Source organism: Pareuzebyella sediminis, assembly GCF_008367235.1.
Classification (GTDB): Bacteria; Bacteroidota; Bacteroidia; order Flavobacteriales; family Flavobacteriaceae; genus Pareuzebyella; species Pareuzebyella sediminis.
Genome location: NZ_VTZS01000001.1, coordinates 72,996 through 94,165 on the forward strand (window position 1 = coordinate 72,996; position 21,170 = coordinate 94,165).

General features: G+C 41.7%; 23 protein-coding genes. 8 read left to right on the forward strand and 15 right to left on the reverse strand.

The features are described from left to right. Window position 1: 1 nt before the first annotated feature. From F2B13_RS00335 to F2B13_RS00355, 5 genes are all read right to left on the reverse strand, one after another. A complete protein-coding gene (locus F2B13_RS00335; RefSeq protein ID WP_149302617.1) occupies window positions 2–736 on the reverse strand; it encodes a rhomboid family intramembrane serine protease in 735 nt (244 codons plus the stop codon). After that, window positions 737–2,587 carry a DNA mismatch repair endonuclease MutL gene (mutL, locus tag F2B13_RS00340; RefSeq protein WP_149302621.1) on the reverse strand — a complete coding sequence of 617 codons (1,851 nt, stop codon included), beginning with the start codon at window positions 2,585–2,587 and terminating at the stop codon, window positions 737–739. Next, complete coding sequence (locus F2B13_RS00345; protein WP_317131640.1) at window positions 2,587–2,880, reverse strand: riboflavin synthase subunit beta; 294 nt, start codon at window positions 2,878–2,880, stop codon at window positions 2,587–2,589. The genes mutL and F2B13_RS00345 overlap by 1 nt, the downstream gene beginning before the upstream one ends. Before the next feature lie 243 nt (window positions 2,881–3,123). After that, on the reverse strand, window positions 3,124–3,609 hold the full coding sequence (ribH, locus tag F2B13_RS00350; RefSeq protein ID WP_149276923.1) for a 6,7-dimethyl-8-ribityllumazine synthase: 486 nt from the start codon (window positions 3,607–3,609) through the stop codon (window positions 3,124–3,126). Window position 3,610: 1 nt separating this feature from the next. Then, window positions 3,611–4,378 (reverse strand): tetratricopeptide repeat protein, encoded by a 768-nt coding sequence (locus F2B13_RS00355; protein ID WP_149276924.1) that lies wholly within the window; start codon window positions 4,376–4,378, stop codon window positions 3,611–3,613. 115 nt (window positions 4,379–4,493) lie between these two features. Here F2B13_RS00355 and recF point away from each other — a divergent pair, with 115 nt between their 5' ends. From recF to F2B13_RS00370, 3 genes are all read left to right on the forward strand, one after another. Then, window positions 4,494–5,573 (forward strand): DNA replication/repair protein RecF, encoded by a 1,080-nt coding sequence (gene recF, locus F2B13_RS00360; protein WP_149276925.1) that lies wholly within the window; start codon window positions 4,494–4,496, stop codon window positions 5,571–5,573. A 76-nt stretch (window positions 5,574–5,649) separates the two neighbouring features. Beyond that, complete coding sequence (locus F2B13_RS00365; protein ID WP_149276926.1) at window positions 5,650–6,075, forward strand: hypothetical protein; 426 nt, start codon at window positions 5,650–5,652, stop codon at window positions 6,073–6,075. 44 nt (window positions 6,076–6,119) lie between these two features. Then, a complete protein-coding gene (locus tag F2B13_RS00370) occupies window positions 6,120–6,416 on the forward strand; it encodes a DUF721 domain-containing protein (protein ID WP_149276927.1) in 297 nt (98 codons plus the stop codon). Between the two features lie 45 nt (window positions 6,417–6,461). Here F2B13_RS00370 and F2B13_RS00375 read toward each other — a convergent pair whose 3' ends face one another. Next, entirely contained in the window at window positions 6,462–6,881 is a 420-nt protein-coding gene (locus F2B13_RS00375; RefSeq protein WP_149276928.1) for a nucleoside-diphosphate kinase, read from the reverse strand. 49 nt (window positions 6,882–6,930) lie between these two features. Continuing rightward, window positions 6,931–7,980, reverse strand: a complete 1,050-nt coding sequence (locus F2B13_RS00380) for an alkaline phosphatase D family protein (RefSeq protein ID WP_149302624.1) — start codon at window positions 7,978–7,980, stop codon at window positions 6,931–6,933. Window positions 7,981–8,056: 76 nt separating this feature from the next. On the opposite strand from F2B13_RS00380, the gene F2B13_RS00385 reads away from it, so the two are divergent. The 3 genes from F2B13_RS00385 to F2B13_RS00395 are packed head-to-tail and all read left to right on the forward strand — an operon-like array spanning window position 8,057 to window position 10,829. Next, window positions 8,057–9,079 (forward strand): DHH family phosphoesterase, encoded by a 1,023-nt coding sequence (locus F2B13_RS00385; protein WP_149276930.1) that lies wholly within the window; start codon window positions 8,057–8,059, stop codon window positions 9,077–9,079. Between the two features lie 40 nt (window positions 9,080–9,119). Continuing rightward, window positions 9,120–9,692 carry a gliding motility-associated peptidyl-prolyl isomerase GldI gene (gene gldI, locus F2B13_RS00390; RefSeq protein ID WP_149302626.1) on the forward strand — a complete coding sequence of 191 codons (573 nt, stop codon included), beginning with the start codon at window positions 9,120–9,122 and terminating at the stop codon, window positions 9,690–9,692. Window positions 9,693–9,707: 15 nt separating this feature from the next. After that, window positions 9,708–10,829, forward strand: coding sequence for a peptidylprolyl isomerase (locus tag F2B13_RS00395; protein ID WP_149276932.1), 1,122 nt, complete (start codon window positions 9,708–9,710; stop codon window positions 10,827–10,829). Between the two features lie 180 nt (window positions 10,830–11,009). Here F2B13_RS00395 and F2B13_RS00400 read toward each other — a convergent pair whose 3' ends face one another. Further along, complete coding sequence (locus F2B13_RS00400; protein ID WP_149276933.1) at window positions 11,010–11,477, reverse strand: CBS domain-containing protein; 468 nt, start codon at window positions 11,475–11,477, stop codon at window positions 11,010–11,012. Window positions 11,478–11,671: 194 nt separating this feature from the next. Here F2B13_RS00400 and F2B13_RS00405 point away from each other — a divergent pair, with 194 nt between their 5' ends. Beyond that, entirely contained in the window at window positions 11,672–12,028 is a 357-nt protein-coding gene (locus tag F2B13_RS00405; RefSeq protein ID WP_149276934.1) for a DUF805 domain-containing protein, read from the forward strand. Window positions 12,029–12,078: 50 nt separating this feature from the next. On the opposite strand, the gene F2B13_RS00410 is transcribed toward F2B13_RS00405, so the two are convergent. After that, window positions 12,079–13,539, reverse strand: coding sequence for an aminoacyl-histidine dipeptidase (locus F2B13_RS00410; RefSeq protein ID WP_149302630.1), 1,461 nt, complete (start codon window positions 13,537–13,539; stop codon window positions 12,079–12,081). Window positions 13,540–13,688: 149 nt separating this feature from the next. On the opposite strand from F2B13_RS00410, the gene F2B13_RS00415 reads away from it, so the two are divergent. Beyond that, window positions 13,689–14,777 carry a DUF3810 domain-containing protein gene (locus F2B13_RS00415; RefSeq protein ID WP_149276936.1) on the forward strand — a complete coding sequence of 363 codons (1,089 nt, stop codon included), beginning with the start codon at window positions 13,689–13,691 and terminating at the stop codon, window positions 14,775–14,777. Between the two features lie 2 nt (window positions 14,778–14,779). On the opposite strand, the gene F2B13_RS00420 is transcribed toward F2B13_RS00415, so the two are convergent. From F2B13_RS00420 to F2B13_RS00445, 6 genes are all read right to left on the reverse strand, one after another. After that, on the reverse strand, window positions 14,780–15,970 hold the full coding sequence (locus tag F2B13_RS00420; RefSeq protein WP_149302633.1) for a molybdopterin molybdotransferase MoeA: 1,191 nt from the start codon (window positions 15,968–15,970) through the stop codon (window positions 14,780–14,782). A 118-nt stretch (window positions 15,971–16,088) separates the two neighbouring features. Beyond that, window positions 16,089–17,789, reverse strand: coding sequence for a signal peptidase I (lepB, locus tag F2B13_RS00425; protein WP_149302636.1), 1,701 nt, complete (start codon window positions 17,787–17,789; stop codon window positions 16,089–16,091). A gap of 66 nt (window positions 17,790–17,855) precedes the next feature. Then, on the reverse strand, window positions 17,856–18,560 hold the full coding sequence (dapB, locus tag F2B13_RS00430; RefSeq protein WP_149302639.1) for a 4-hydroxy-tetrahydrodipicolinate reductase: 705 nt from the start codon (window positions 18,558–18,560) through the stop codon (window positions 17,856–17,858). Between the two features lie 163 nt (window positions 18,561–18,723). Then, window positions 18,724–19,362: a DUF5683 domain-containing protein gene (locus tag F2B13_RS00435; protein WP_149302642.1), complete on the reverse strand. Its 639-nt coding sequence runs from the start codon at window positions 19,360–19,362 to the stop codon at window positions 18,724–18,726. Next, window positions 19,355–20,257: a ParB/RepB/Spo0J family partition protein gene (locus tag F2B13_RS00440; RefSeq protein WP_149302644.1), complete on the reverse strand. Its 903-nt coding sequence runs from the start codon at window positions 20,255–20,257 to the stop codon at window positions 19,355–19,357. Before F2B13_RS00440 ends, F2B13_RS00435 begins: the two co-directional genes overlap by 8 nt. Continuing rightward, the gene (locus F2B13_RS00445) at window positions 20,257–21,030 is read right to left on the reverse strand and encodes a ParA family protein (protein WP_149276942.1); all 774 of its coding nucleotides are present in this window, start codon (window positions 21,028–21,030) and stop codon (window positions 20,257–20,259) included. The genes F2B13_RS00440 and F2B13_RS00445 overlap by 1 nt, the downstream gene beginning before the upstream one ends. Window positions 21,031–21,170 lie beyond the last annotated feature (140 nt).

Genomic DNA, 21,170 nt, shown 5'->3' on the forward strand with positions numbered 1-21,170 from the left:
ATTAATTCCAACGCTTATTGTTAAACTGATTTTTTTTCCAATACCACATCATTATAAAGCCTGTGATGGCTCCGCCGACATGGGCAAAATGTGCTATTCCAGTAGCCGTACCCGTAAATCCGAAGAACAAATCTCCTGCAATTAGCAGGGGAACAAAGTATTTTGCCTTAATGGGTATAGGCAGAAATATGAGCATAAGTTCCGCTTCGGAGAAAGCGAAGGCAAAGGCTACCAAAACCCCATAGATAGCACCTGAGGCTCCTACGGCCGGGGTGTTAAACGCACTTAGAAAACTATCTACATTCGACTCCCCAATGATATCGTTCCAGCTCGGGCTATACTTTCCTTGTGAAATTATTTCCATAATTTGATTTTCCGCTACACCGCCATCGATAAGGGCCTGTAGGGCATCACTGAAGAAATAGTAATTGACCAGGGTATGCAGAAGTGCAGCGCCTAAACCCGCGGAAAAATAAAAAAACAAAAATTTATTTCTTCCCCACATCCGTTCTAACGGCGTACCAAACGCCCATAGGCCATACATATTGAACAATATATGCATGAAATTACCATGCATGAACATATGGCTCACGATCTGCCACCACTCAAAATTCGGATTTTCTGGATACCAAAGTGCAAACCAGACATACATTTGGTCACCGTAAATCTGCGTAGCAATAAACACCAGCACATTGATAATAAGCAGATGTTTTACGGCATTGGTTAAATTCCCCATTTAGATAAATTTTTTATCAATATCATTTTCAGTAATCGTAATATAAATCGGTTTGTTGAACGGGCTTATCTTAGTCTCTTTACAAGCGAACAAGTCGTTAACCAACGCTAGTTGTGATTGCTTATCCAGAACTTCGCCGGTTTTGACTGAAAGTGTCTTTGCCAGTGTTTTTGACAAGATATCGGTATGCGAAAAATTTTCTTCGCCGACCTGTTGTTGATAATCCGATATAAGTTGGTCAAGAATCATACCCACTTCACTTTCGGCCACTAAAAGAGGTACTCCCGTAATCGTTATGGATTCGCCTTCGACCTTTTCAAAAATAAAACCTATGGAAACCAGAATTTTTTCGATGTCCTTTAGGGCATTGATTTCCAATTTTGAAAAAGACAAGGTCAAAGGAAATAATAATTGCTGACTAACCGCTTCTTTAATAGTGCTATATTTTAAAAATTTTTCATACAATACCCTTTGGTGGGCACGACTTTGATCGATAATGATCATGCCCGATTTGATGGTCGTAATTATATATTTTCTTCTAAGTTGAAAGGTAGTTGTAGAAGATTCGGATAGTTCGTTTTCGTCTTCGAAAATCGAGCCAGTAATGGTATCCGATTCAAAACTAATGCTATGGGCCGTAGTTTCATCTCCTAGTTTCGACTCCATACCCACATAAAGGCTTTCCCAATTTTGATCGCTCCCCTTCCTATAGGAAAAAGACTTGACTGCCTTATTTCCTGTTTCAAGGAAAGGGTTGAATCCGGCATCGACAGTAACATGGGGTTCCACCGCAGATTTATCCTTAAAACCATAAGGGGTCAGCAAATTCGGATCTTGGTCAAAATCAAGGGCCGGTGCAACATTGAATTGCCCCAAACTGTGTTTCACCGTCGAACGCAACAACGCATAAAGGGTATGTTCATCGTCGAATTTAACCTCGGTTTTTGTAGGGTGAATATTGATATCGATGGAAGCCGGGTCAACTTCAAGATATAGAAAATACCCTGGATAGGTATCGGATTTTATAAGTCCTTCAAAGGCTGCTACCACCGCATGGTGAAGGTAGGGACTTTTTATATACCTATTGTTGACAAAGAAAAATTGTTCTCCTCGACTTCTTTTTGCAAATTCAGGCTTCTTAATAAAGCCTTTTATTTTTACGATAGGTGTCTCTTCTTCGACAGGAACCAATTTTTGGTTTGTACGGCTGCCAAAAATATGGACGATACGTTTTCGGTAATTATCCGAGGGCAAGTTGAACAATTCGCTTCCATTATGATAAAAATAGAATGCTACGCTAGGGTGGGCCAATGCCACCCTATGAAACTCATCGGTAATATGACGGAGTTCAACTTGATTGGATTTTAAAAAATTTCGTCGTGCAGGAATATTAAAAAATAGATTCTTTACCGACATGGAAGTTCCCTTTGGTGTAACACAAACCTCTTGGAACGCCACCTTGCTGCCTTCTATTTTTAGGTGCGTACCCACTTCGTCCGTTTCCCTTCTGGTCTGCATTTCAACATGTGCAATGGCTGCAATGGAAGCCAAGGCCTCACCTCGAAACCCTTTGGTATGCAGATTGAAAAGGTCTTCGGCCTTCTGTATCTTTGACGTGGCATGACGTTCAAAGGACAGTCTCGCATCGGTTGTGCTCATGCCTTCGCCATTATCGACTACCTGAATAAGGGCTTTGCCCCCATCTTTTACAATCAATTTTATTTGAGATGCACCGGCATCAAGTGCATTTTCAAGGAGTTCTTTAACCACGGAGGCCGGCCTTTGGACCACTTCGCCAGCTGCGATCTGATTGGCTACATGGTCTGGTAAAAGTTTAATGATATCGGCCATTATTGTGGGAAGAATATAGTCAGGTCAAAGTCGAGGATATACAATACGATAAAAACCAAAATGGCCAAAATGATCGTCATCCGTAATTTTAGGTTTCGATCACCCTTACGACGCATATCTGACATGGCATTACCGAATTTACCCTTTAAACCTCTGGGCGTATCGACGGTGCTCCGATATTGGTCGAATTTTGACTCGATCTTAAACGGACTGCCTTTACCCTTGTCATCGAAGTAACGAGGCGAATATTCAAACTTCTTGTTACGTTTTAACCTTGTGAATTTGCTTAACATACCCATGATTTTCAAAGTTACTTAAAAACAAAAAATATGCCGTAAGGCCTATGCCAAAATTTGTTAACAAGGAATTGGTGATTAAAAAGGAAAAAGCAAGGAATAATCGAATCTCAGGCTCCTTAAAAAGAATGGTAAAAGATAGGGAGCGTATTGGTACAATTCACCTATGTACGGATTTAGTCACCTTAGGACCGGATTCAAAATTTTAAGTCGAGGGGGAGAAGGGCTTCTCTACAGAAATTAAGCATTTCCAAGATCGGCCATTTTGATAGCCGCAATAGCGGCTTCCGCACCTTTATTTCCATGTTTTCCACCGCTTCGTTCCCGAGCCTGCTGCATGGTATTATCGGTTAAAACACAGAAAATCACCGGGGTGTCAAAATGTAGGTTCAGGTCTTTAATTCCTTGGGCCGTAGCACTGCAAACGAAATCAAAGTGTTTCGTTTCACCCTGTATTACACTTCCGATGGCTATTATAGCGTCAAACTTAGCGGAAGCAATCATTTTTTTACAACCGAAAGTCAATTCAAAACTTCCCGGAACGTTCCATCTGATAATATTTTCCTTTAAGGCACCGCAGTCGATTAGGGCATCCATGGCCCCATTGAACATGCCCTCGGTAATCTCGGAGTTCCACTCAGAAACCACGATCCCAAACCGAAAGTCCTTCGCATTTGGGATCGTGGCTTTGTCATAAGCCGACAAATTCTTGTTTTCCGTGGCCATGTTAGCTTGTAGTTTTGGCCATGCCGATAAAGGCATCAATATTACGGGCTTCGTCAGAGGACCCGTAATCGTCTTTTATACGCTGAAAATATTGTAACGCTTTATCTTTTTGGTTCAACTCAAGGGCGGTTACACCAGCCTTGTATAGAAATTTAGGTGCCGTGTATTCGTTGGTGCTATGGGCGAGGGCCTTTTCGTAATAATCCAGGGCTTCCTCTGGTTGACCAAGTTGCATAAAGGCATCACCAAGTCCTCCCTTGGCAAGTGCGCCAAGAATATCATCATCGGACGCGAATTTTTCAAGGTGGGAAATCGCCTCTTGATAATTCTGCATGTTCAGATACGCCATCCCTGCGGAATAATTGGCCAGATTTGCGGCTTTAGTTCCGCTGTATTCATCGATGATATCCAAAAATCCGTACTTTCCTTCGGCCCCGTTCAATGCCAAATTGTATAAGGAGTCTTTGGCCGTGGTGCTGTTCAGCGCTTGATCAAAATATTGCTGTGGATAATACATTTCATTCGCGGCACTGGCCTCTTTGGGATTGTCAACAAATTGAACGTAGGCCAAGTATCCTAATACCGCTACTGCGACCACCCCTATAAAACCTAGGATGTAATTTTGATTCGTTGCGACCCAGGCCTCCGTTTTCGAGGCACTCTCATCCAAGGTGCTAAATACCTCGGCTGTAGCGCTTTCCTGTTCAGCAAGTTCTTGCTCCTCCGCTTTGTTCTTGGGTTTGAATCCTCGCTTCTTATATGTAGCCATTTTATTTTTTTAAAGGTCGCGCAAAAATAAAGTTTTTATCGAAAACGGGAAGGGTATTTATTCGTTATTTTTGATGTTTTGGTAATCGAGCCCCCTAAAACATCTTTACAAGTTCATGTTTCTAAAAAAATTATCCCTCATCAATTATAAAAGTTTTGACTCGCGCGAGTTCGATTTCGATGACAAAATCAATTGTATAGTAGGTCAAAATGGAATAGGGAAGACCAATGTGCTTGATGCGGTGTATCACCTTTCTTTCGGAAAGAGCTATTTCAACCCGATTTCGGTTCAGAACATCAGGCATCATCAAGATTTTTTTGTAATCGATGGGGAGTTCGTCAAAAATGGCAAAGAAGAAAGAATAGTATGTAGCTTAAAACGAGGTGCAAAAAAAATCATCAAGCGAAATGGAAAGACGTACGACCGTCTTTCCGACCATATTGGTTTGTTACCCTTGGTCATTGTGTCACCCGCCGATAGAGATCTCATTATTGAGGGGAGCGATACTAGAAGAAAGTTTATTGACGGGGTAATATCACAGTCTGACAAAGGCTATCTGCAAGACCTTATCAAGTATAACAAGATATTGGGCCAACGCAATTCATTATTGAAGTATTTCGCCCTTAATCGAACGTTTGACAAAGAAACCCTTTCGGTCTACAATGAACAATTACATCATTATGGAACGGCAATTTTTAAGAAACGGTTGGCCTTTATGGAAGCTTTTATCCCTATTTTTAAAGAACAGTATGTCACTATTTCGGGGGGTAATGAAGAGGTTACACTTTCTTATGAAAGCAAACTTTTGCACTCCGAACTTTTGCCTCTTCTTGAACAAGAAATCGAAAAAGACAGGGCTTTACAATATACCTCGGTAGGGATTCATAAAGATGATCTGGGATTTGATATTTCCGATCATCCTATAAAAAAATTCGGCAGTCAAGGTCAGCAAAAATCATTTTTGATCGCCTTAAAATTTGCGCAATTCCATTTTATCAAGGCGCAATCGAAGACGACTCCCATATTGTTATTGGATGATATTTTCGATAAACTGGATGAAAATCGTGTAGCGCACATAGTAGCTTTGGTAGATAATGAAAATTTTGGTCAGATTTTTATTAGTGATACCCATGCGGAACGCACTGAGGAGGTCGTAAAACAGATTCATCAGTCGTATAAAATGTTTAGGATGTAGATGAACTTTTTTTAGTTCGACGATTCTAAAAATTTGGAATACTATATTCTCGGTAATGAAAATTCCTTTTTGGCATATGAAGATTCTTTTTTCTATAATGGTGGTAATTTTGGTAATGGGGTGTTCCGACCCGATTTCCAAAGAAGACTTAAAAAATTTAAATGGATATTGGGAAATTACATCAGTTACATTTCCGAATGGCGAAACCAAGGAATACAAGGTCAGTACTACCGTTGATTATTTTCGGTTGGAGGGATTAAAGGGATTTAGGAAAAAGGTACAACCTAAGCTTGATGGAACTTTTAATACGTCCAACGATGCCGAGTCCTTTACGATACTAAAAAAGAACGATTATTTTGAGTTCTTTTATAAGAACGAACTTAGTGCCTGGTCAGAAATACTTTTGGATATTTCTCCGAATCGATTTTCGGTCAAAAATGAAGAAGGAATCACCTATTCATATAGTCGATTTGAGCCTTTTTCCGTCAAAAGGCCTCAATAATATTAACTTAAACGTTTAGGAACGATTATTAAAATCGAAATACCATGGCGAAAAGAAAGAATGAAAATCTCAGTATTGGTGAAGCGCTTAAAGACTTTATTAAGGAAAATCATTTGCAAAAGGGCATAGATAAAATTGAGGTGCGAACAGCATGGAAGAAACTGATGGGAAATGGAGTAGATAATTATACCACTGCTATTGATTTGCGTGGGGATACGCTATTTGTTTCATTGTCTTCATCGGTACTTCGTCAAGAACTGAGCCTAGGAAAGTCAAAAATAGCCAATATGTTGAACGAAGAGCTTGGTAAAGAACTGGTAAAAAAGATAGTGTTGCGATAAAGGGCCGTAAAATCTTTCGACTCGCCGACCCTTCAGCTGAAAATTTTAATAGATTTCCCTTCCTGAAAAGTGAAAAGCACCTTCAATGGCGGCGTTTTCATCGCTATCTGAGCCGTGAACGGCGTTTTCGGCTATATCTTTTGCAAATAATTTGCGAATGGTACCTTGTGCAGCCTCGGCCGGATTGGTCGCTCCGATAAGGGCGCGAAAATCTTCCACCGCATTTTCTTTTTCTAAAATTGCGGATACGATGGGGCCCCTGCTCATAAATTCGACCAATTCATCGTAGAATGGCCGTTCTTTATGAATGGCATAGAATTCCCGAGCATCTCTTTTACTCAATTGGGTATATTTCATGGCAACGATTTTAAAGCCAGCGGAGGTAATTTTTTCCAAAATAGCTCCGATATGTCCATTTTCAACGGCATCGGGCTTAATCATCGTAAAAGTTCTGTTTGTTGTCATTTTTACAAATTTTGGGCAAAAATACGCTTTATTCGGCAATGACCAACTTTTAATAGACCTGTTGCAGTTTTCCAAGAATCTCACCTTGGTCTCCAATAATTTTCATGACCACCCTTTTGTGCTTTAAGTCAAACTGTAGCAAACCAAAATTTTCGGTAAATACTACCTCGCCCACCCTGTAGGGGTTTTGCTCGCCTTTAAACGCCTTGTAGGCATGGGTAAGGCCACTACTCGTAAAATCAATGAGGGGATAGGATAGCCCATTTACGTTAGTCCTTGAAAATTCAGCAATATGGCGGTCACCTGATAGTAAGATTACGCCGGCAGCCTTTGTATCGACGATTAGTTTTTCAAGTCGGTCTACCTCATGCGGAAAGTTTCCCCATGTTTCAAATCCGTGTTGGTTCGATAGTACTTGAATGCTGCTGACAATGATATTAAAGTCGGCTTTTGACATTTCAAGTTCTTTTTTAATCCATCGCCACTGTGCTTCGCCAAGTAGGGTGCCTTCACCATAAGGGTTAGGTTTCGTCCGCTTTTTTGTTTCGGTATCAGGGGTGAGCGGCGTTCTGAAGTAGCGGGTATCAAGTACTATTACCTTTATGATACCCTCTCTCAGTTTGTACTCATGGGTCGTGTAGATTCCATTTTGTTGTCTTCTCGAACTGTTTTGAGGTACTCCCATGAAATTTAAGAACTCTTGTTGGCTCGCTTTTTTCCCCTCAAATTCAGCTCCCCCATCGTTCACTCCATAGTCATGATCGTCCCAAGTGCCAATAATCGGTGTTTTTGAGCGTAGTTTACTATAACCTTCTATATGGTTTTGATCGTTGTACATTTGCCTGAGTTGGTTCACATTATCGGTATCGGCATAAATATTGTCACCACCCCATATCCATAGGTCAGGATGGTGATTTATAATATCATCCCATAAGCGATTGCCAATTTCTACTTTATTACATGAGCCGAAGGCTACCGTGAAATCTACCTTGAATGACGTTTCATTCTTGTAAGTTTTGGATACCCCAATGATAGGTTCTCCAGTTTTGCATTGAAAAAATAACGGAAGGCAGAAATAGATAAAGTATTTAAAGGGCATGATTTTTTTATTTGAATGATGCAAAATTAAACCTTTAGCATTTACCACTATAGTATTAAATCGTATCTTTGCCGCCATGAATTTGGAGCACATCAAGGCGGTACAGCGACTACTTTCCGAACCGCAAAAAATCGTTATCGTACCGCATAAAAACCCTGATGGAGATGCCATCGGATCTACATTGGCCCTTTGGCATTACCTAAGAAACAGGGGGCAGGAGGCAACAATAGTTTCCCCGAACGATTACCCAAAATTCCTGAAATGGATGGCGGGTAGCGATCAAATACTGAATTTTGAGCGCGAAAACAATCAGGCAAAAGCTAGGATTGAGAAGGCGACCGTCGTTTTCACCCTTGATTTAAACCACCTGGGCCGTGTAGGTCAGTTAGAGACACTTTTGACCGAACTTACGGTTCCATTTATAATGATAGATCATCATGAAGCCCCTGGTGAGTATGCCGAGATCATGTATTCGGACCCAGCGATGAGCTCGACCTGTGAAATGGTCTATAATTTTATGGAATTTTTAGGGGATTTGGACCAGATAACCCCGGATATAGCCAATTGTATTTACACAGGGATAATGACCGATACAGGATCGTTTAAATTTTCTTCGACCACAAGCAGAACACATCGCGTGGTCGCTGACTTGATCGATAAAGGAGCAACCACCACTAAAATACATCACCGTGTTTTTGACACGAACACTCCAGGTAGATTACATCTTTTGGGCTGCGCTCTGAAAAACATGGTTATTCTAAAGCAGTACCGTACGGCGTACATCACCTTAAGCCAAGATGATCTTGATGCCCACGATTTTCAAAAAGGGGATACTGAAGGTTTTGTAAATTATGGTCTGACCCTTGAAGGTATTATATTTGCCGTAATTTTTATTGAAAATCGAGACGAAGGCAGTATACGCATTTCATTTCGTTCGATCGGTGATTTTTCGGTCAACGAATTTGCCCGTAACCATTTCAACGGGGGAGGTCACAATAATGCGGCCGGCGGTAGAAGTGAGCTGCCATTGAAAGCAACGGCCCTGTATTTTGAAACTCTTTTACCGGAGTATCAAGACCAGTTGGTTACTGAATCTTGATAGTAAATTTGAAAATAGGAATTTAGAATTTTTAACCTTCATGCCCCAGACTAAAATCATAATACGACCTCTATTTTTCCTAATTATTTTTGGTATGTTTATAGGTTGCGGTGAGCCTGAACCACGCAGACCTGTCGAGGTAAAGTCGGGTACCTTTTTTAAAGAATCGGTCGAAAGAAGTAAACGACTATTAGCAGCGGAAGAAGAGCAGATCAAAGCGATAATGGCAAGCGATACCGCGCATGAATACGACCACAGTACCACTGGATCTTGGTTCTATTATGATGTCAAAAACGACCAGACCGATTATTACCCTCAACCGAACGATTTGGTGACACTGTCTTATAATATAGTCACCTTCGATAACGACACCCTCTATTCTAAGGAAGATATTGGAACAATTACCTATATGGTCGATAAAGAAGAACTTTTCCCTGGCCTTCGCAACAGCATAAAATTAATAAAGGAAGGAGAGACCGCTACCTTTCTTTTTCCGTCATCCTTGGCTTATGGGTATCATGGGGACAATAATAAAATTGGAGTTAACGTTCCTTTAAAATCTACACTGACGATTTTGAACATTGAAAAACAAAAGGATAGTCTTTTTAATTAAGAAAAAATGAGAAGAATGAGAAAGATATATTATGTATCGATACTGACAGTTTTACTTTTGAGTTGTAAAAGCCAATACGCCGAATTGGGCGACGGTCTTTTTGCGGATATTCATACGAGCGAAGGAGACATAATCGTAAGGTTGGAATATAAAAAAACACCAGTGACAGTGGCTAATTTTGTGTCCTTGGCGGAAGGTACTAATCCTTTTGTAAGTGATAGCCTCAAGGGGAAGAAATACTATAATGGCCTGATTTTTCATCGTGTGATGAAAGACTTCATGATTCAGGGAGGAGACCCTACGGGTACCGGAAGGGGTAACCCCGGCTATAAGTTTAAGGATGAATTCAATGATTCTTTAGTACATGATAAAAAAGGCATTTTGTCCATGGCCAACTCGGGCCCGACAACCAATGGCAGTCAATTCTTTATCACTCATAAGGCGACACCTTGGCTTAATGGTCGCCATACCGTATTCGGTGAAGTTGTCGAAGGCTTAGATGTGGTCGACTCCATCGCGAATGTCGAAACATCCCAACAACCAAACATTAAAGACAGACCATTGGTCGATGTCATCATGAACGAGGTAGAGATTGTGCGCAACGGAAGAGATGCCAAGAACTTCGATGCTGTTCAGGTCATGACCGATTATTTTAAAGAGGAAGAGGCCAAAGTAGCTGCTTTTGAAAAAATGAAAAACGATTTTGCCGCAGAGTTGACCGACCAAAAACAGAAAGCCGAAGAACTGCCTTCTGGTCTCAAAATGTTGGTGCTGAAGGAAGGGACTGGCGAGCAGCCTAAAATTGGGCAGAAAGTTCTTGTACGCTATGCAGGTTATTTGGAAGATGGTACGCTTTTCGCCAGTAATTATGAAGATTTAGCCAAGAAGTACAATATATACAAAGATCAAGCAAAGATGGGAGGCGGTTACGAACCTATGCCAACTGTATATAGTCCTGACGCTGGCCTTATTGCCGGTTTTAAAGAAGGCCTGTTGACTATGGAGGTAGGGGAGAAGACCCGAATATTTATTCCTGCCCATTTAGGATATGGCTCACAAGGAAGTGGACCGATACCTCCAAATTCAAATTTGGTGTTCGATCTGGAGATAGTGGGCGTGGCACCACAAGAAGAATAAGCATGGCGGCCGCTATATATTTAGAAAGGAACATTTGGTAAAAACAGTCACAGTGTTTGGCTATTGGCAGGGATATAGCTGAAGAACGTCCTTTTTTGGCATTTCTTAAAAATATTGCGGAACTTGATATGCTTGATTATTAAGGAGTACCCTAAAGGCCCATTGGGTCGTACTTTTTGCTTATTTCCACCAATTCTGGGATTTCATTCTAACGGTAGCTTTCAAGATATCTTTTTGCGATATTTGTCCTACAAGTTTCCCATGCTCTACTACAGGAAAGCGCCTCCGTTTCTCGTTAAGAAATTTATTGGCGGCATCGAAGATGTTCATATGGCCGTCGATGGTTTCCACGTTTTTGACCATGCGCTGCTCCACTTTTTTATCGGTTAGCGGCATATTGTGATATCGACTTTCGCTAATATGCTTTATACAATCACCCTCCGAGATAATACCTATTAATTCATTATTTTCATTGACTACGGGTCCTCCCGATATTTTGTACCGTATAAGGGTCTCTATAACCTCTTCGACCGACTGATCCGGCTTGAACGTTATTAATTTACGCGTCATATAATCCTTTACCGTCATTGGGGTCTTTTTGACAACCGCTTCTTTTTTTCTTTGTCCTTGGAAACTTTTAATAGCCATAACGTTCGATTTTGGAGTTACTTAAAGATACTGAATTTTAACACGTTATGCCATATTGAAGCCTTGTTAATTTCATAGGTTGTACCTACAAGTAGAGGGGTGAACTCAGTGATTTTAATTACCGTTCGTCTAATTTCTCGCACTAGGATCGAAAACGAACCGTTATATACCTGTCAACCCCAAATCTTGACTTGATGAAATGGTACTTAAAAGTATTACAGAAGTATGCCAACTTCGAAGGGCGGTCGAGGCGAAGGGAATATTGGATGTACTTTATCTTCAATGTTCTTATCTCGTACGGGCTACAAATATTGGCCGTTGCTACCGACACCCCGGTACTCATGTTTCTTTTTGTTGTATATGCTCTGGGGCTGCTAATTCCCAGCTTGGCGGTAGGGGTAAGGCGCATGCACGATGTAGGGAAAAGTGGATGGTATCTTTTGGTTCCGTTTTATAACCTTATTTTGGCCTGTACAGAAGGTGATCATCTCGATAATCAATATGGACGGAATCCCAAGGCCTTAGAAGAAACGGCCTTACAAAACGTATAGCAATGGTATGAAGTTGGGTCGATCGACCCATGTGAACCACCTTTATTTTTTTAGGCCTTCGGAATTTCTTTTAAGATTGCCAATAAGAACTTCCAGAATTTTTGAACCGAGGAAATACTTACGCGCTCATCGGGGGAGTGGGCTCCCATGATGGTGGGGCCAAAACTGATCATGTCGATCTCCGGATAATTTTGACCTAAAATTCCACATTCTAGGCCTGCGTGGCAGGCGACTACTTTAGGCTGCTCTCCAAAAAGCGCTTTGTATTTTTTCTTCGTAATTTCTAAAATGGCCGAATCCGGATTAGGGCTCCACCCAGGGTAGCTCCCACTAAACACTACTTGGCAACGCGCCAGTTCAAAGGTTGACTTCAAAGCGTTTGCCAAATCCATTTTGGCAGAATTCACCGAAGAACGGGTCAAACACCCTATTTCTATTAGGCCGTTTCCCACCGATACCCGGGCTAAATTGTTTGAGGTTTCGACCAATTCAGGTATGGCGGCACTCATGGCATAAACTCCGTTATGAGCTGCATATAGGCCTTTTAAGAGGCGTTCTTGGGCTCCGAGACCAAGTACCATATTGGGAGCCTTGGTGGTTTGAAGGGTAACCTGCAAATTAGGTTCTTGCACGCTCAACTCTTCTTTAATGGTCTCTGACCATTCCCTTAGGTCTGCTTCGAAAGCTTCGGTCTGCGATTTTAACACGACCAATTTGGCCGTACTTTCCCTCGGGATGGCATTGCGAAGGCTGCCACCTTCTATTTCGCAAATACGTACCATATGTGCATTTGAGGCATTGTAAAGAAGACGATTCATAATTTTGTTGGCATTTCCCAACCCTCGATGAATATCAATACCGCTATGTCCGCCCTGAAGGCCACTTACTTGAATTTCATAGGGCACGACCGATCGGGGCACCGGTTTACCGTTATAGCGACGGGTGGCGGTAATATCTATTCCTCCGGCACAACCAATATCGAGTTCGTCGTCTTCTTCCGTGTCAAGGTTCAATAAAATTTTTCCTTGAAGAATACCCGCTTTCAATCCCATGGCACCGGTCATACCGGTTTCCTCGTCTATGGTAAAAAGAGCTTCTAGCGGGGGGTGGGCAATGTCTGTGCTTTCCAAAAGCGCCATGATAGCGGCCACCCCAAGGCCGTTATCGGCACCAAGGGTCGTTCCTTTGGCCTTGACCCAATCATCGTTCACGATCATCGCTATACCTTCTGAATCAAAGTCGAAAACAGTATCGTTGTTTTTCTGGTGAACCATATCTAAATGAGACTGAAGGGTAACCATTTTTCGGTCTTTCATCCCGTTACTTCCCTCTTTTCGGATGATTACATTGCCTACTTCATCCTGAAAAGTATCTAGATTCAATGATTTGCCGAAATCCAACATAAATTCAATTACACGTGCTTCCTTTTTTGAGGGGCGTGGTACGGCATTAAGATCTACAAATTTGTTCCAGACGGCTTTTGGGGATAATTCCCTAATTTCTTTGTTCATGTGAATGATTTTTTCAAAAATACATACACCAGAGTTAGGATGCCCAAGAATTGGCTAATTTTACGGATTACCGCGATGGTATCAAACTCTTTTCGGGCCCTACCGAAAGATAAAAGGGAAAAAGAGGAACCGACGAAATATAGATCATTTTGAAAAACAACTTGAAAAACGCGATAGCACTCAGCCTCATCTTTCAGATTATTTTCGTCATCTGGCTGAGTAAAGAACCGGAAATTGTTGAAACTTATTATAGTAATGGGATTTACCCAGTTATAAGCCAGTTCTTTAGAATACTATTTGGATGGTTGCCCTTTTCTGTCGGAGAAATTGTTTATACCCTAATCTTTATCGTAGCAATACGATATATCATTTTGAATTGGAAGCGCATTAAGGCATTCCCTTGGTCTTTTGTACGAAATGTGTTCGTTGTTCTGGCCGTTTTTTATTTCACTTTTAATTTGCTATGGGGGCTCAATTACTATCGCCAACCCATCGCTGAAAGATTTGATATCAGGGATTCCATTACTTCTCAAGAGGTTGTCGATCTTGCCGAAGAACTCATTGAAAAGACAAATTCGATCCATTTTCAAATAACCCGTGATACTGCACAAATGGTGCAAGTGCCCTACGACCGAAACGAGATTTTTACAAAAACGATTGAGGGATATCGTGAAATAGAAAAGGAGCTGCCCTTTTTGAAGTATCGTCACCCTAGTTTGAAAAAATCAATGTTCAGTATTCTTGACAGTTATATGGGCATCGGAGGTTACCTGAATCCATTTACGAACGAGGCCCAGGTCAATGCGCTGACCCCGGTGTTTCGCTTTCCAGTGGTTAGCGGCCATGAAGTAGGTCACCAAGTAGGTTATTCCAAGGAAAACGAGACCAATTTTATCGGCTATCTGGTTACCTCTAAAAATAAGGATATCTATTTTCAATATGCGGCCTCCGCCTATGCCCTGAGCCATTGCCTGAGTGCTATAAGGAGAGGAGACGAAGAAAAATTCCAAGAGCTGTTTTCAAAAATCAATTTTGGGGTTCAAGAAAATTACCGTGAGCTTTATGAATTCAACATTCGATATGCCAATCCCTTTGAGCCTATTTTTAAATCGATTTTCGATACGTTTCTAAAGGCAAATCAACAGGTAGAGGGCGTTAGAAGCTACGGTAAGATTGTCGAACTGATGGTCGGATATCATGAAAAGCACCCTATTGGAAGCGAACTTTACGGCAACTGAAATCAAGAGATCGGTATAAACGGAAAGACTGAGCCCTTGGAAATTTCGGTAGTCCCCTGAGGAATACGAATAAAGCCGTCGGCTTTGGCCAAACCGACCAAATCTCCCGAACCATTGCCTTTGACCAAAAGACCGTGCAATCGACCCTCTTCCCAAGAGATCTTCACCTGAACGAAGAGAGTTAGGGAAGCATGCGGATTAACAGGCTCATCGAGTATCAAGCTTTGCTCTTTTCTGGAAACAGAATGACATTTGGCCAACCAAGGTAAAAAGTAAATGAGATAGTTGGCGAAGGTAGATACGGGATTTCCTGGAAAAGAGAAAACTATTTTACGTCGTTCTTCCTGCACTCCAAACCAGAAGGGCTTGCCGGGTCTTTGGGCTACCCGATGAAATATTTTTTTTATGCCTAAGGTATCAAGTGCCTCAGGAATAAAATCGAACTTTCCTTTTGAGACCCCTCCGCTGAGCATGAGTACATCATGCCCATCAAGCACATTTTTTAATTCTTGTACTATCAGTTCCCTACTATCTGCCATATGCAAAAAAGTAGGATAGATATTTAGTTGGATCAAGGCGGCGGCCAATGAAAAACTATTGGACTTTCGTATTTGGTGGGCCAATGGAATTTCGGCAATGTCGACCAGCTCGTTTCCCGTAGAAACCACACAGATTCTGGGCAACTTTTTAACCTTTACCGTTACCTTTCCTACCGAGGCCAAAACCCCGATCGTTGTTGGGGTTATACAGACGTCTTTTCCTAGCAATACATTGCCTTTCTTTTCGTCACTGCCCCTGGCATGAATATTTTGCCCTTTGAGTGGTTCATTTAAAAGGTGTACGCGATTCCCTTTAATTTTGGTCTGTTCGTACATGATTATTGTATCTGCCTCTTTTGGAAGAACTGCACCGGTCATGATTTCAAAACAGTTGGTTTCAGAAGAAAGTGTTTGCTGGGCCATTCCGGCACTTAAAACTCCTTCGATTTTAAACTCCCTAATACCCTTTTCAATAGCTGAGAAACGTATGGCAATACCGTCTTTCGTCGAGCGGTCAAATGGGGGGAAGTCCCGATCGGCCTTGATTTCTTCGGCAAGAATCCGACCTACACTCTCCAAAACAGGAACGGATTCCGTTCCAAAATCTATGGTATGTTCGAGTACTTGATTGTATGCGTCTTCAAATGAAATCATTAAAAATCAATATAACGATTTGTAGCCAAACATGACCATTGCATAACGGCTTATAGTTTATTTCGTGCTTTATGTTAATGCGATGCCAAGGGCAGGAATGATTTGAGCCGTGCCGGTATTACGGGTTGCTTTTTTTCTTTTTCCAAAACCAACTTCCCACAAAATAAGCGATGAGTGCAATTAGAAAGTACTTAAAGTACGACACGGGCTCTCCTTCCCCGTTGACCGTAGTGAATATTCTATCCCAGCGTGGTCGCCAGTTTAAAATGCCATCGTTAAAGTTATCGACGCTCAACCAGATGAAAATAGGCGTACCCACAATATGGTTTTCGGGTACATAGCCCCATGCCCGGCTGTCTTCTGAATGGTCACGGTTATCTCCCATCATCCAATAATAGTCTTGTTTGAAAGTATAGGTGTCTGCCACTTTATCGTTGATTTTAATCTGATTACCCGTTACCCCGATGGTGTTACCTTCATAGTCGCGTATGATTTTCTTGTAGAGGGGCAATGTTTTCAGATTAAGCGCGACGGTAGCGCCCTTTTCAGGGATGTAAATCGGCCCCATTTGATCATAGTTCCAAGGATAATCAGGACTTTGGGGGAAGATGTTCACCCCGGGAACGCCCTTTTTTTCAACATCACGTACGACAGAATCTATTGAGGCATCTTTACGCAATTGCTCGACCATTTCATCGGTAAGAGCTCCTATTCTAGCCCTTGGCGTCTCTTCGGTAAGGCCTAGTCTTTGACTTCGTATCACATTGATAGGAATACCTTTGGCTTTGGTATACAAAGCGATCTTGCCCCCATCTACCCGCTCCGTACCGATAAGGTACTTCTTGATAGCATCAAATTGGGCTTGATTGATCGGGTTTGAAATATACTTACGTTGAAAGTCCATTACCCCAATTTCTTGAAGCAGTCTTGATGAGACTCCTTTATTGGAATAAATCGTATAATCGTATTGAGGTTTCGCCCTGTCCGGAAGAACTAATTGTTTTCCGTTGATATGCACATAACCGTCAATTACGGCCAATGAATCTCCAGGAAGTCCTACGCAACGCTTTACGTAGTTTGATTTTTTGTCAATAGGCTTGTCGACCCCTTTTTCCCTTTTAAAAAACTGACGAACGGTATCTGCCGGCCAGCTGAAGACTACAATATCGTTACGATCAACTTTCGTAAAGCCGGGTAATCGAAAGTAAGGTAATTGGGGTTTCTTTAGATATGATTTAACCCCTAATACCGGAAGCGTATCATGGACCATTGGGGCTGCAATGGTAGTCATAGGGGTTCGCGCCCCGTAGTGAAATTTCGATACGAAGAGCAAGTCACCCACTCGAAGCGTACGTTCAAGGGAAGGAGTAGGAATTACATAAGGCTGAATAAAATAGGTGTGTACAAGGGTCGCGGCGATAACTGCAAAAGCAATGGAGCTGACCCATTCGCCCATTGCGGTAGCAGGATGCAAACTTCGATTTTCAACGTAATTGACATCTAAGGCATAATTCACGTAATATATGTAGAATCCTAAGGTGAGTATGACCAACCAGGTCTCCAAAAGACTGTTTCGACCGAAACTACGAATGGTTTCTATCCAAAGGATGGGGAACATCAACAGGTTGATAATAGGAATGAAAAGAAGCACAACCCACCATTTTGGACGATTGATAATCTGCATCAATACAATAGCGTTATATACAGGTACGGCTGCCTCCCATGGCTTTCGACCCGCTTTTACGTAGAGCTTCCAGGTACCCAAAAAATGTATGATCTGTACAATTAGAATAAATAAGAGCCACTGTGTTGCGTTCATTCTGAATCAATTAATCGTGTTGGTCTTCTACAAAGAAGTGCAATTCTAGTAAAAATATTGTTTTCGTTAACCAAGGTTTAACACATCTTTCATAGTAAAAACTCCTGTTTTACCTATAATCCATTCAGCGGCTATTACCGCACCGAGCGCAAATCCATGTCGATTGTGGGCTGTGTGCTTGATTTCTATGGTGTCGACCTCGCTACTATACTCGACCACGTGCGTACCGGGGGTTTTGCCGATTCTTCTCGAGGTTATAGGAATCTCGGTTTCCGACGAGGCATGGTCGAGTTTCCAACTGGAATAGGCACTATTGTCAATGATTCCCTCGGCCAGTGTTATAGCAGTGCCGCTGGGAGCATCGAGTTTTTGGGTGTGGTGAATTTCTTCCATGGATACTTGGTATTCACTTAGATTTTGCATCATCTGTGCAAGATATTTATTCAATTCGAAAAATACGTTCACCCCAAGACTAAAATTGGAAGCATAAATGAAGCCGCCCTTCTTGGCTTCGCACAAAGCAACGGCCTTATCATAGTTTTCTAGCCAACCTGTAGTTCCAGAAATTACCGGTACGCCATGTTCCAAACATTTTGATATGTTACCGAAGGCCGCATCAGGCATGCTGAAATCAATGGCCACATCCATTTTTGAAAAGTCGATTTCCTTGGTATCGATGTCAATTTTGGCCACTATGGTATGTCCTCTGTTCTGGGCTATTTTTTCGATCATTTGTCCCATTTTTCCGTATCCGAATAGTGCTATGTTCACGTTGTTTGATTAATTTAAGGGTTTATCCAATTGTTATCTGTGCATTTTGATCGTCGATTTCCGATAAACAGGCGGCAAGGGCATGATATATAGCCCGTTTTGCATCGATCTTACTTTACCTAATTTATTACGTTTATTTTGTTTCGTTAATAACCAACAAAATTTAAAATTTGATTACTAAAGCCATACCATAGTTCGGGTTATTCGTGATCGGGTCAAGATTCAGATAGGGCTGCATGTCGAAACTCAAATCATCATCTACATTAAATTGCTTGAGATGTGCATCGACATTGGCGTCTACAATGTTCAGTGCATATAAAGCTACAGATACCAAAAGCATCAGGTCACGATCACGTTGATAGCGCTCTTGTTCGTTTTGCAGATCAGTTTGATCCAGGTCAGGCCCTGAACCATCTCCATTAAGGTCATAGAATTCATCATCGGTAAATCCAGCCTGCCTTCTTTTAAAGGCCGCGCGAAACCTATCGTATCGGTTATCATTCCATCCGTAGGCATAAATTGCCGTTCCTATGGCCCCCCATACAAGGGGTGTTTTCCAATATCTTTTATTATAGATTTGTCCGAGCCCCGGAAATACAGCAGAATAAAAAGCAGCTTTACTAGGGGCTAAAGGGTTTATACGAACCTTTTTTGCCATCAAGGTGTCTATAACGACTACCCCCTCCTTATTCAAATCGGACTCGAGCGAATCGACTTCTTGGCTTTTTGGTGTATCTTGTTGCCCGCTAACGACCAGTGAAAAAAAAATAAGCAACAGAACGGTTAATAGCGATCTACTCACCTAGGATCAATTTTTTAATTCTTCTGAACTCTTCCTTGGAGTGAAATGGAATGGTAATTTTTCCACGTCCTTTTTCGGAGGCGGAAATGTCTACTTTGACGGAAAAATGTTCGGTGAACTTATCTACGTTCTTTTTGGCAAAATCCGGACTTTTTTTAGCAGCTGTTTTGTTTTGGGCACCGGTCGTATTCCCGTGATAGGCTTTGACCGCTTTTTCGGTTTCCCGTACGGAAAGATTCTGGCTTACAATTTTTTCATAAAGTGCAATCTGATCTTCCTTCTTGTCGATATTTACAAGTGCCCTGCCATGACCCATGCTCAAGAAGCCATCACGCATACCTGTTTGTATGATGGGATCCAATCGTAAAAGGCGAAGATAGTTGGTAATGGTCGAACGCTTTTTTCCAACCCGATCGCTTAACTTCTCTTGTGTGAGTTCTATTTCGTCGATGAGACGCTGATAAGAAAGGGCAATCTCAACGGGGTCTAAATCTTGTCGCTGAATGTTTTCAACAAGCGCCATTTCCAGAGACTCTTGATCATTGGCAATACGAATATAGGCCGGAATGGTCTCTAAACCTACCAATTTTGAGGCCCGGTACCTTCTTTCTCCAGAAACCAGCTGATATTTGTTAAAGTCGAGCTTACGAACGGTAATTGGCTGAATGACACCGAGTTCTTTGATAGAACTCGCAAGTTCGTGCAGGGCCTCGTCATTAAAATTAGATCTTGGCTGAAATGGGTTCACCTCAATAGCCTCAATATCTAATTCAACAATATTTCCTACTACTTTATCGGCATTTTTGTCGGATGCCGTTTGTATGTCATTATCAGGGTCTTTCAAGAGTGCGGAAAGTCCACGTCCCAAAGCCTGTTTTTTGGTTGCTCTCGCCATTAAGCTATTTCTTTATTTTTCTTAACGATCTCATTGGCCAAATTAAGGTAATTGGCCGCTCCTTTGCTGCTGGCGTCATATTTGATGATGCTTTCCCCATAACTAGGTGCTTCACTAAGCCTAACATTGCGTTGAATGATAGTGTCGAAAACCATGTCGGCAAAATGCTTACGTACTTCTTCGACCACTTGATTGGAGAGCCGTAACCTTGAATCGTACATGGTCAATAGCATACCTTCGATATCCAGATTAGGATTATGGATCTTTTGAATACTTTTAATGGTATTCAACAACTTTCCAAGGCCCTCAAGTGCAAAATATTCACATTGAATAGGTATGATAACCGCATCGGCAGCGGTCAACGCATTTAAGGTCAAAAGCCCGAGTGATGGTGCGCAATCGATCAGAATATAGTCGTAACTATCGCGCAGATGCGAAATGGCTTGTTTGAGCATTGATTCTCGCTTGTCTTTATCTACCAACTCTATTTCTATGGCAACTAGATCAATGTGCGCAGGAATAAGGTCTAAATTTGGCGAATCGGTAGCGATTATGGTTTCCTTAGCTGTTTTTGTGTGCTCCAACAGTTGGTAGGTACCTAATTCGATACTTTCGACATCCACGCCCAAGCCCGAGGTGGCATTGGCCTGTGGATCGGCATCAATCAACAGTACCTTCTTTTCCAAAACCCCAAGAGAGGCCGCTAAATTGACAGTGGTCGTAGTTTTACCAACACCTCCCTTTTGATTTGCGATAGCAATAATCTTGCCCATTATCCATCTGTGTTAGGGGGTAAAAATACGATTATTTACGATGTCATAGAAACCATTTTGTTAACACAAGGTGAATAACTGTTCAATTTCAACGTTAAAGTTCGTTAATCTAATACTTTAACGGGCAAGGATATGCAAAG